The sequence below is a fragment of the Sphaerisporangium sp. NPDC088356 genome (assembly GCF_040685555.1).
In the GTDB taxonomy this organism is placed as follows: Bacteria; Actinomycetota; Actinomycetes; order Streptosporangiales; family Streptosporangiaceae; genus Sphaerisporangium.
The window spans coordinates 1-11356 of record NZ_JBFBIK010000169.1 but is presented as its reverse complement, the minus strand read 5'-3'; the positions used below and the strand labels follow the sequence as shown (position 1 = coordinate 11356).

The window sequence follows — 11356 nt, the reverse complement described above, 5'->3', positions numbered from 1 at the left end:
TCTTCCGCGCGGCGGAGGAGCTCGGCATCGACCTGTCCCGGCGCGAGCCGAGCAGCGTCGAAGAAGTCTGACGGCCCCACGCGCGACCTGCGGGTGTCGGCCCCGCGACGGAGGGAAGGTGGTCGTCTTCCGTCGCGGGGCCGACACGCTGCGGCCGAAGAATGGCAGCGCTGTCGACGACGTTCGAGCTTGGCTTGCTGAAGAGGGCGAAGAAACTTCGCGGCCGCTTTCGGCACCGTGACTATTCAACGACGCCACTGCGCGACATTCTCCGCCACCACGTGCTGCTTTTGATCGAATGCTGAACCATTCAGCAGGCGAATGCCCCGTCACTCATGCATGGTTCCCTTCTGTGGCCATGCCGTTTCCTGTGGTGGACGTGACTCGGCCTCAGGGTTCGCGGGCGCAGAGGTAGGCGTCCAGGTCGGCGGCACCCTTGAGCATGGCGCGGCCCCGGGCGGACAGGCGGGCCTGCCAGTCGCGCAGGGTCGACTCCAGCGGGGCGACGCCTCCGGCGGAACGGACCTGAGCGATCAGCGGGGCGATCTGCTCCAGCAGGTAGCCGCCCCGCCTGAGCTGGTGGGCCAGCCGGACGTCCCGTACGTCGGCCGCGCTGTAGATCCGGTACCCCGTCCGCGGATCGCGGCGCGGCCGGACCAGCCCGGCGTTCTCCCATTTGCGCAGGGTGGCAGGGCGGACGCCGAGCCTCCCGGCCAGCGGGCCGATGAACGTGTCGCCGCGCTCCTGCGGCACGGGCGCCAGATCGCGGAGCGCGGCTTCGACGGCCTGGAGGGTGCGGCGGTCGTCGAGGAGCTGGCCGTGGCTCTCGTCGATGAGCCGCAGCGCGTCCTCGGTCGCACCCCGGCTGACCGACTGCATGATCGACGTGGCCGTCTGGTGACCGTGCCCGGGCACGAGGGCGAGGAACGCGCGCAGGGCTTGCGCGTGCAGGGGCGTATAGGTGCGATGGCCGTGGACGGTGCGTTCGGCGGCGGGCAGGATGCCGGCGTCCTCGTAGTTCCTGATCGCCTGGGTGGACAGGCCGTGCTCGCGCGCCAGGTCCACTGGCCTCATGGGTGCACCACCGATTGAAGGTCCATCACGATAAGAGCGGGGATTTTCCTGGCAAAGTTTACACCGAGGGTTCAACGATACCGTTGAAGGTATGGATATCAAGGACATGGCCCGGCCGCTCGACGGCGCGGGCGTCTCGGCGTTCCTCCGGTCGCTTCCCGCCAAGCCCCTGCTGCTCGGCCTGGGTGAGGCCAGGCACTTCGTGGGGGAGCTGGGTGAACTGCGCAACGAGATCTTCCGGCATCTGGTCGAGCACGAGGGCTACCGGTCCTTCGCCATCGAGAGCGACTGCCTCAGGGGCCTCGTGGTGGACGACTACATCACGACGGGCGCGGACACGCTCGATGACGTCATGGAACGCGGCTTCAGCCACGGCTTCGGCGCGTCACCGGCCAACCGCGAGCTTGTGCGCTGGATGCGCGCGTACAACGAGGAGCATGACGAAAAGCTCCGGTTCTTTGGCTTCGACGGCCCGCTGGAGTATTGGGCCGAGAGCCCGCGCCAGGCGCTCACCGCCCTCTGCGCCCTCCTTGACGGCCCCCTCCCCTGCACCATGGAAACCCTCGACGCGCTGCTCGGCCCGGACGACCGGTGGAAGAACGAGGCCACGGTCATGGACCCGTCCCAGTCGATCGGCCAGTCCGCCGACGCCCAGCGGCTGCGGCTCCTTGCCGACGATCTGGTGGCACTGCTCGACACTCAGGTGCCGCGGCTGAGCGCGGAGGACAGGGAGCGGGCGGCACTGTACGGGCGCACCGCCGTCGGCCTGCTCCGCTACCACTCCTGGATGACCGACACGTCTCCGGCGCGGATGATGCGGCTGTCGGCCCTACGGGACGCGATGATGGCCGCCAACCTGCGCGCCGTCGCCGGGCAGGGTCCCGCTCTGGTCTTCTGCCATAACCTCCACCTGCAGCGGGACAAGAGCTTCATGCGGCTCGGCGACCTGCCGGTGGAGTGGTGGAGCGCGGGGGCGATCACCGAAGCGCACCTGGGCGACCGGTACGCCTACCTGGCCTCCGCCTTCGGCGCGGTCGGCGACGACACCCCGCCCCCGGACACCGTCGAGGGCATCCTGTCCACGCTCCCGTGGGACCACTCTCTCATCGACGCCCGCCGCCTGGCCGAGGCCATCACGAAGCCCGCCCCGCGCATCTCCGACGATTTCCGCTATTTCCCGCTGGACCCGGCCCAGCTCAACATGATCGACGGCGTCGTCTTCCTCAAGCAGGCTGTCAGGTTGGACTGACAGGCGCGTGCGTGTCAGGCGCGCGTACACCGGGTGCCACCGGAATACGGCGGAAACGGGCCGCGCTCTTGATCGCCCCTCGACCACGACGAACGCGGCCAGCAGCACCAGCCCGGCGGCGAAGCTGCCCAGGATCACCGGCGAGGCCACGCCCGCAGCGGACAGGACCGTGCCGGGGACGTCGATCGGCGGCGCGCTCGGGTTGCGGGACTCCCCCAGCACGCGCAGCCCGGCCAGCAGCAGGAGCGCCCCGATGGGCACGTTGACCAGGAAGATGGCGGGCCAGCCGAAGGCCTCCACCAGGATCCCGCCCGCCAGCGGTCCGGCGGCCAGGCCGATGCCGCTGAACCCGGCCCACAACCCGATCGCTCTGACGCGCTCCCTCGGTGCGGGATACGCGGCGACGAGCAGCGCTAGCGAGGCGGGGCTCAGCGCTGCGGCCCCAACGCCCTGCAGCACCCGCCCGGCGATCAGCCAGCCGATCGAGGGCGCGAGCGAACACACCACCGGCGCGGCCGTGAACACCACCACCCCGGCCAGGAACACCCGCCTGCGGCCGAACCGGTCGGCGAAGACGCCGCCCGACAGCAGCAGCATGGCCACCAGCAGCACGTAGGCGTCGACGATCCACTGCGAGGCCGGTCAACCCGGTGTGGAGCCGCTGCTGCATGTCGGGCAGGGCAGCGCCGACGATCGTGTTGTCGAGCACCAACCCGTCGAGGTAGTCAGGGGTGAGCGGGCCCGCGCCGAACAGGACGCGCATGTAGATCGGCGGTACGAGCATGAGGACGGGCGTCCAGCCGGCAGCGGGACGCCCTCTGTCATGACTTCCGGTGGTCTTCTCCTAGAGGTTGTAGCCGCCCGACACCTCGATGTTCTGGGCGGTGACCCAACGCCCCTCGTCGGAGACCAGTGTGGCGATCATCGCGCCGATGTCCGCGGGTTCGCCGACCCGGCCGAGCGCCGTCTTCGCGGCGAGGGCCGGTACCACCTCGGGGAAGCGGGTGAAGCCGTCGTCGCCGATCCGGGTGCGGGTCGGCCCCGGTGAGACGGCGTTGACGCGGATGCCTCGCGTGCTGAACTCCTTGGCCATGTACCGCGTCAGCACGATGAGGCCGCCCTTCATCGACGCGTAGGCGGCGTATCCGGGCTCCAGGCCCGCCGTCGCCACGGCGCTGCTGCTCGTGTTGACGATCGCTCCTCCGTCCGCCATCAGGGGCAGCAGCTTCTGCGTCAGGAAGTAGGGGCCCTTGAGCAGGACTCGCATGAGTCTGTCGAACGTCTCCTCGGTGGTGTCCTCGATCAGCGACGTCTGCGCGTAACCGGCGTTGTTGACCAGGTAGTCGAAGGTGTCGCGTTGCCAGGTGTCGCGCAGCACGTCGGTCACAGTGTCGCGGAAGGCCGCGAAGGCGCCGGCCTCGCCGACGTCCAGCGGCAGCGCGACGGCCGTGCCGCCCTCCTTCTCGATGGCGGCGGCCGTCTCCAGCCCTCCCTGCGGATTGTTGCCGTAGGTCAGGATGATTCCGGTTCCTCGCTTGGCGATCTCGATCGCGGCGCTCTGTCCGATGCCCGAGCTGGCGCCCGTGACGATGGCGACCTTCAAGATGATCCTCCAGGGGTGCGGTTGGTCGCGTGTGGATGGGCCGGCCGACGTTACGCGCCGGAGCCCGAAGGCAGGATTCGCGCGAGCCAGTCGGTGCGGGTCCTGCGGGCCGTGGCCGCGATGCGGGCCTGCGGGTACAGCGCGTCGAACCCGTGGAAGCCGCCTGCCCACACGTGGAGTTCGGCTTGGCCGCCGGCCGCCCAGATGCGGGTGGCGTAGTCGGTGTCCTCGTCGCGGAAGACTTCGGCGGAGCCGGTGTCGATGTAGGTGGTCGGCAGTCCCGCGAGGTCGTCGGCCAGCGCGGGTGAGACGAACGCGGGCACCTCCTCGTCGGGGAGGCCGCCGAGGACGGAGCGCCATCCGAACTCGTTCATCTCGCGGGTCCAGACGCCGGGCCCGTTCGAGTACTGGCTGCTGGAGGTGGTGGTGTTGCGGTGGTCGAGCATGGGGCAGATGAGCACCTGCGCGGCGATCGCCGGGGTGCCGAGGTCGCGGGCCAGCAGGGTGACGCCGGCGGTGAGGCCGCCGCCCGCGCTGGCGCCCGCGACGACGATCCGGCCAGGGTCGATGCCCAGTTCGGCGGCGTGGTCGGCGATCCACAGCAGTCCCTGGTAGCAGTCCTCGACCAGAGTCGTGCCGCCGGCCTCGGGTGCGAGCCGGTAGTCGACGGAGACCACGACGGCGCCGAACTCGTCAAGCCACTCAAGCGGGATGTCGATCTGCGAGAAGCGGTCGCCCATGACCATCCCGCCACCGTGCATCCAGTAGACGCAGGGTGCGCCGGTGGTGCTGTCGGTGCCGGCCGGGCTGAAGATCGACAGGGGGATCGGGGTGCCGTCCTTGGCGGGGATGGTGACTTCGCGCCGGTCGACCTGCCGGTCGGCGAGGAGGGCGTCGACGGGCGTCGACGGATACTGGCGCAGCTGGGCGAGCACCTCAGCGCTGAGCTCAGACATGAGGGGCATCTCGGCGAGCAGCTCGCGCAGTTCGGGGTCGAGGGCGGGGCGTGCCATGGTCATGGTCATTGCCTTTCAGGGATGGTGCCGGGCGGTCAGGCGGGAAGGGGCCGCCTCGGCAGACGCCGAGGCGGCTGGGGTTGGGGCGTTGAACCGGTCAGAAGGAGGGCTTGCCGACAACCGGGACGTAGTCGGTGTAGTCGGAGTCCTTGGCTAGCAGCTCGTCGAACTGCGCGACGATGGCCTTCGCGGCCTCGGTGGCGAAGAGGCGGTGGTGCTCCTCCTCGCTGGTCCAGCCTTCGGTGACGTGGATGACGTCGGGGTCGGAGGCGGAGCGGCAGATGAGGTAGACGGCGCAGTGTTCGCTCGCGGCGGGGTTGCCTTCGTTCAGGCCGCTCCGCAGCAGCTCGACGACCTGGTCGCCCATCCCAAGCTTGGCGGTCAGGGTCGCGTTGAAGCCATAGTTGACAGTCATTGAAGCTTTCTCTCAGCGGTGGAGTGGAACGGTTCTATTCAAATGCCGCGACCTGCTGAAACGTAGACCGATCCTCGCCCGTACTTGCACGATCCTCGCGGCCACGGGACTCCGTGCACAGAATGATGTTGCAATGGAGGCATGTGCCTCGAAGAGCTCCGCACCCTGCTGGCCCGGCATGCGCGGCCTGACTGGACCACTGCCATCGACGGCGTCCTCATCTCGAAGGTCGACCGTCCCGATCCACCGGCTCCCGCGATGTCCGGCACGGTCCTGGCGGTCATCGCCCAGGGCGCCAAACGCCTCGCCCTGGGTGAGAGGGTGTTCGAGTACGGGCCCGGGCAGTACCTGGTCGCATCCGTCGATCTGCCCGTCACGGGGCAGTTCACCCGGGCCGACGCCGGGGAGCCGGCGCTGGGGTTCGGTCTCGTGCTGGAACCGTCCGCCGTCGCCGAGTTGCTGCTGCGGGCTGGGCCCGGAGACACCCCCCACACCAGCGGGGGCGCGCCGTCGGGGATCGCCGTCAGTGACGCTCCGGCCGCCCTGCTCGACGCGGTGGTCCGGCTGCTGCGCCTGCTCGACGAGCCCCGCGACCGGGCCGTGCTGGCCCCACTGGTCAAGCGCGAGATCCTCTGGCGTCTGATCACCGGCGAGCAGGGTGCGATGGTCCGCCAGCTCGGCCTGCCCGACAGCAGCCTCAGCCATGTCTCGCGGGCCGTGCGCTGGATCCGCGAGCACTACGCGCAGCCCTTCCGGGTCGAGGACGTGGCGCGGCTGTCCGGCATGAGCGTCTCCGCCTTCCACCGCAACTTCCAGACGGTGACCGCGATGAGCCCCATCCAGTTCCAGAAGCAGATCCGGCTGCAGGAGGCCCGGCTGCTGCTCGCCACCCACCCCGGCGACGTCACCGGAGTCGGCCACCGCGTCGGCTATGACAACCCGTCGCAGTTCAGCAGGGAGTACCGCCGCCAGTTCGGCGCGCCGCCCAGCCGGGACGCCGCCCGCCTGCGTCAGGCCGTGCGCACCCCGGCAGGTGTGCTTCCCTGAGCCGGCGGGCCGCACAGGAGGATCGTGCAAGGGTCGGCCCGGCCGCTCTGATGGTCCCAGTCACATCCGTGCCGTTGATGACGTGCCAACCGTCCAGCGTCGAGGCGACCAGAGCCGCGCGCATCAGCCCACAGTCCACGATCAGGCCCTCACCCGCGAGCAGCCCCTCGCGCCGCCCCCTCGCTCCGACGTTCTACGGACAGACCTGCCGCAGGGGCGGCACCTCCGAAACAGTCAGACGTCCGCTCAAGGAGCCCTACGCTCGAGGCCTGGCCATCCGCCGCGCTGTCCCGATCGAGCAAGGAACACCCCCCGCGATGCTGTACAGCCCCCGACGCCTTGAAGCCGTTTTCGGTGCCCCTCTGGATAGCGTGACGTTCGCGCAGATCGAGGCCGTAGCCGGTGACCCGGCCGCCCGGGAGACCGATGATCTGGACTACAAGCGCGAGATCAAATCCGGCGAGGAAGGTAACCACGACATCGCCGTGGATGTCGCGACTTTCGCCAACCACCGCGGCGGCCTCATCGTGGTGGGCATGATCGACGATCAGCGGACCGCGATCCCCGTCAAGGCCGCCGACATGCCCGTGTCGGACGGTCTGCGGCGCCACGTCGAGAGAGTCGCAGCCGACCGCATTCAGCGTATGCCCCGCTTCGACGTCCGCATCGTCGAAGACCCCAAGAGCCCTCCGGGGGCACGCACCGGGTTTCTCCTGATCTCGGTGCCGCCGAGTCCCAGCGCCCCGCACGCCGTGTTCGATCCGCGAAAGAAGGACGGGCCGATGTGGTGGCCCCGCCGCCACGGCAGCGGAAAGATCTGGATGTCGGAGTCCGACATCGAGGCTGCCTACCGCCGCCGGTTCGCCGCGTCCGCTGACTTGGAGGGCCGACTTGTGGAACTCGCGCGGGACGCCGCGAACGCCGTGCACGGCGCCAGCGGCAACCTCGACCAGGCGATGCTGACGATCACGTTGGTTCCCGACACTCCCGGCGACATGATCCTGGACAGCCGGTCACTGCAGGAATTCGCAGCCTCTGTCCACACCGACGAGTTCACCATCGGCAGACCTCCCGGGTCGATCTTCGATTGGACCGGGGTGGCACGCCGAAGGCTCGTCGCCCAGGCAGGTGCTGGGGGGTCGGAAATGTTCCGCGCCGACCTCTACGTCGACGGCGCAGGAACTTTCGTGATTCCCGTCTCCGCCGACATCGATGGCCCTACGGCCGACGTGGTGGACACAGAGATCGTGATCGGCGTCACCAGCGCACTCAGGTACTTGGGCCGGCATGCCCGTGATCGCACCGGCGCAGCAGGGGCCGCGCTGCTCCGGGTCGCACTGACCAATCACCGGCTGCGCCCGCTCGTGGTGCGCACCCCACGCCCGCAGGGTTACACCAGCCCGATCGGGGACGACACCATCCGGCCGAGCGGGGCTCACGGCGAGTCCGTCGCGCTGCTCGATGACCTGGCCGACGATGGCCAGCCGCTCGCCCGTGCCACCGCGGCACTCGTCGGAGATCTCTTCCACACCTTCGGTGTCCCTGAGATCCGGCAGATCCAACGGGACGGGATGATCAACCCGGGAGCCTGGCAACAACCGGAGTGGCTGGTGATCAAATCGTGGGCCACGCAGAAGGGCATCCCGATCGCTGGGTCTCAGTAGCGTCGCGATGCAGCCGAGGGAGCACGCCCCCCGCCGCGCCAGGCACTAACAACCCGAATGCATCATTGCTGCATAACCGTGCTTATGCATCAATTAAGATCTCCTCCCCGATCAACCACCACCGCCCGCGACGACGACTGTCCTGTTGTCCCATCTGACGACCTATGACGCGGCTGGCCGAGGTCCGTTGGCCGTCCGGCTCGCGGCCGCCCGCGGATAGCGCAGGCCCAGCGGCGCGGCCGGTGGATCGTTGAGGTAGTCACCCCATCGGCAGCCGCTGGCGTGCGGGCATTCCTCCAGGTGGGTGTTGCAGTGACGGCAGACCAACCCGCGGACCAGCATCGTGACCGCGTCGTGGTCGACAAAGACGCCGAGCGCTCCGCAGCATGCCTGGCAGGTCGCACCCAGGGATGCGGTGAGGGCGTTGACGATGGGCGCCAGGACGGCGCCGCGGTAGGGCGGCCAGTCACCGTAGGCCTCCCGGGAGGGGCAGCGCCGGCGTTTGGGCACCAGCGCTGGGTCGGTGAGCTCTCCAGTTGGCAGGACCGCCCACCGGACCTCCGGCGATCCGTGCCGTCCGGCGTCCATCTGGGTCCCGCGCGGAGGATTGACCCGGTAGTGCAGCCCATCAGCGGTCCACCAGGAGCACCACTGCCGGTGGGGCACCGCCGACGCCACGGGTCGGCGGCGTCCAGGCCATGGATCCGCACAGATGAACCGTCCTGCCACCCGCAGATGGAAGCGGCCGTCATCACCAAGCACGGCCAGACGGTCGGACGACACCTCGGCACCGGGAGCCGCCATCGCGCAGGGCCGCGCGGAACGCGCGGCCACCAAAGCGGCCAGCGCCATCGGGTCCTCGGTCTGCGCCTGCCAGGCGTAGCGCCGCAACAGCGCCTCACGTCGAGGTTCGGGGAAGTCTTCTGGGCCCAGCCACTGGATCATGCTCGGCACCCTTCGTGTCAGTGAATCAGCGGGGGGCCTCCACCTGGGTCCTGGCTACGTCGCCGTCGCTCCCGCCACACCAGGGCCCCTCCCCCGGGCTGTCGGCTCCAGCCGATCACCTCGTCGCCTCAGGGCAATTCCGGCACAGCGACCGGCGGAGTACCAGCAGGAAGCGGGATCTGATCAAGCTGCACCACGAGCTGTTCACCCTCCGGGCCGAGAAGCAGGAACCGGCGATCCTCCGTTGGCGTCGTGTGTTCCGGCAGGTCACGTACGGCCTCGACAAGGGCGGCGGCCCGCTTGTGCGGGATCAACTGGACGCTCTCCTTGGGGAGGGAGCTGGCCAGGATCGTCACCACCGCTGAGGCCACGTTGACACCACGGCGGCGGTAGTTCGCCGCGTCGGAGCGTGGCACCGGGTGATCCAGCAGGGCAGCGGTGGTTTCCATCGGTGCCAGCGTGTAGGTCAGAAGTAGGTTCCTACGTTTAACCTGGATATGTTCCGGCGCGCCGCTCCCGGGTTGGAATTCGGTGTGGCCGGCGATTATCGGCCCCGCATCCAGGACGGCGATCTCGCTGAACTGCTCGGCCGTGACGTCGATCAGGTGCCCGAGGGTCGGCAGCCACACCACGGTGTGTCCGTGGATCATGTCGTCTTCCCACTGCGGGGACAGACTGCCGTGGGTGACGCTGGACTTGGTCGAGGTGTTGATGACGACCAGCTCCACAGCTCGTACCTGCGCGGGGATAGCGAGCTGGGCGTAGGCGTGGAGGAGGATCATGCAGTCATCCAGGCAGCGTTGGGCCGGTGCCAGATACTCGGCTGCGGCTACGTCAATGAACAACGGCAATAGGGTCGGCACCTGCACCTGCATCGGGTCGGATGGGGCGCGATAGGCCACGACCCCGCCAACGCGAGCTGCAGCACGCTGCACCGGGTCTTCGTGCTCGGCCACCTTCTGGGCCATGGCGCGGCGTCGGGGGTCACCGGATCGACTGGTGGCAGAGGTGTTCCGCCGGGATCTTCGCCCCCGAGGCTTCGCCACATCCGAAACGGTACCTCCGCCAGCCCTGCTCTCGCCACCTCTTGGGGACCTGGCGGACCGTGTCCGACCGATTGAATGAGATCACGCTAGTCCCCCCGGCCTATTCTGGCCTGCCCATGATCGCTGAGGCGACCGGCTTGGCGATGAGCCCGCTGAGGCTGTGGGCGATCCCGTGTGCCTACAGCTAGATGAGCCGCTCAGCGAAGGAGCCAACGAGCTCCCCGGTGACCGTGAGAGGTATCTCGCTCTCCCAAGCCCCCGACCGGCCGGGCCGACTACAGTACGGCGGCGACAAGGTCGGCGAATTCTTGTGGCGTGGCGATCCGCACGCTCAGCGTCTCGGCCTTGGCTGGCTTGGAACCGGCCCGCCCGCATCGGTGACCTGTGTCCTAAGCGCGCCCGGATCACCGGGACCACACCGTGACCGGCCGCCCTGAAACTCCGGCTCCGGACGATCCGGTCGATGCTCTACTCGACCTGCTAGCCGGGCTCGAGCCCGCTCTCGCGCGGGAGGCCCTCCTCGCGGCCGTGAACCAGGCCGCGGCCCGACCCGACGGACACCGCCGTCTGGCCCAGGCCATCGTGAACCAGCCCGATCTGCTCACGGGCCAGGGCGCTCGCGCCGAGACGCCCAGCGTCCTGCGCCTCATCGACGCTCTCGCCGAGGCCGGCGCCAGGGCCGTGGTCGTGCCGTTATGCCCGCGCTGCGGCAGACGCAAGCAGCTCGGCCCGCCCATCGAGGGAATACGCCTCTGCCACGGATGCGGGCCCAAAGCCCGGGCAGTGGCCTGCGGCCGCTGCGGCAAGATCAGGCCGACCGCGCGCCGCAACGACAACCGGCAGCCCCTCTGCCAGAACTGCTGGCACCAAGCCGGAAGAAGATCGTCTACTCCTGTCCCTCAGCGTCTCTTCCTGCCTGCTCAGCGGGCTGATTGGCTTGATCGTCTTCTGTCGACGTCTACGGCCGTCTCGGGACGCAGTTAGCATCCGCGTTAGCAAGATCATCACCCGGCGCACCGGAGGTGGCTTATCGCCCACACGGGGATGCGCGATGAAGGCGATGGCCAACATGCTTCCCCCTCTGGCGTTCTTGCTCGGACTGCGATTCCATAACGCCCCTCAAAGGGATGGCGGCGGTGATTGAACCAACACGACGGCCGTGGCGCCCATCACCATGGACCGTCGAACGCTGCGGCCCCCCGAGCTGTGCGAACAAGCCATGTGGATCTCCTCATGGTTGTAGGAGCTGGCCGACGGTTGCGGAACCTCCATCAGCGTGGGGTCCATTGACCGTCAT

9 protein-coding genes and 1 pseudogene are annotated in these 11356 nt (G+C 69.0%); 3 read left to right on the top strand and 7 right to left on the bottom strand.

The features are described 5' to 3' along the window. Positions 1–390: 390 nt before the first annotated feature. A complete protein-coding gene (locus tag AB0O34_RS34235) occupies positions 391–1074 on the bottom strand; it encodes a TioE family transcriptional regulator (RefSeq protein WP_363922690.1) in 684 nt (227 codons plus the stop codon). A gap of 91 nt (positions 1075–1165) precedes the next feature. Between AB0O34_RS34235 and AB0O34_RS34230 the strand changes: the two genes are divergently transcribed. Continuing rightward, positions 1166–2323 (top strand): erythromycin esterase family protein, encoded by a 1158-nt coding sequence (locus AB0O34_RS34230; RefSeq protein ID WP_363922688.1) that lies wholly within the window; start codon positions 1166–1168, stop codon positions 2321–2323. A 147-nt stretch (positions 2324–2470) separates the two neighbouring features. Here the strand turns inward: AB0O34_RS34230 and AB0O34_RS34225 are convergent. The 4 genes and pseudogenes from AB0O34_RS34225 to AB0O34_RS34210 form a co-directional block, all read right to left on the bottom strand. Then, a pseudogene (locus tag AB0O34_RS34225) lies at positions 2471–2920 on the bottom strand (MFS transporter); the annotation flags it as partial. Positions 2921–3167: 247 nt separating this feature from the next. Continuing rightward, positions 3168–3926, bottom strand: a complete 759-nt coding sequence (locus tag AB0O34_RS34220) for an SDR family oxidoreductase (RefSeq protein ID WP_363922686.1) — start codon at positions 3924–3926, stop codon at positions 3168–3170. A 50-nt stretch (positions 3927–3976) separates the two neighbouring features. Continuing rightward, the gene (locus tag AB0O34_RS34215; protein ID WP_363922684.1) at positions 3977–4945 is read right to left on the bottom strand and encodes an alpha/beta hydrolase; all 969 of its coding nucleotides are present in this window, start codon (positions 4943–4945) and stop codon (positions 3977–3979) included. 94 nt (positions 4946–5039) lie between these two features. Continuing rightward, positions 5040–5357, bottom strand: coding sequence for an antibiotic biosynthesis monooxygenase (locus tag AB0O34_RS34210; protein ID WP_363922682.1), 318 nt, complete (start codon positions 5355–5357; stop codon positions 5040–5042). Positions 5358–5498: 141 nt separating this feature from the next. Between AB0O34_RS34210 and AB0O34_RS34205 the strand changes: the two genes are divergently transcribed. Both AB0O34_RS34205 and AB0O34_RS34200 read left to right on the top strand, forming a co-directional pair. Beyond that, complete coding sequence (locus AB0O34_RS34205; RefSeq protein WP_363922680.1) at positions 5499–6404, top strand: AraC family transcriptional regulator; 906 nt, start codon at positions 5499–5501, stop codon at positions 6402–6404. Positions 6405–6721: 317 nt separating this feature from the next. Continuing rightward, entirely contained in the window at positions 6722–8068 is a 1347-nt protein-coding gene (locus AB0O34_RS34200; protein WP_363922678.1) for an ATP-binding protein, read from the top strand. 162 nt (positions 8069–8230) lie between these two features. On the opposite strand, the gene AB0O34_RS34195 is transcribed toward AB0O34_RS34200, so the two are convergent. Together AB0O34_RS34195 and AB0O34_RS34190 are read right to left on the bottom strand one after the other, a co-directional pair. Beyond that, positions 8231–9013 (bottom strand): endonuclease domain-containing protein, encoded by a 783-nt coding sequence (locus AB0O34_RS34195; RefSeq protein ID WP_363922676.1) that lies wholly within the window; start codon positions 9011–9013, stop codon positions 8231–8233. Between the two features lie 128 nt (positions 9014–9141). Beyond that, on the bottom strand, positions 9142–9981 hold the full coding sequence (locus tag AB0O34_RS34190) for a hypothetical protein (RefSeq protein ID WP_363922674.1): 840 nt from the start codon (positions 9979–9981) through the stop codon (positions 9142–9144). Positions 9982–11356 lie beyond the last annotated feature (1375 nt).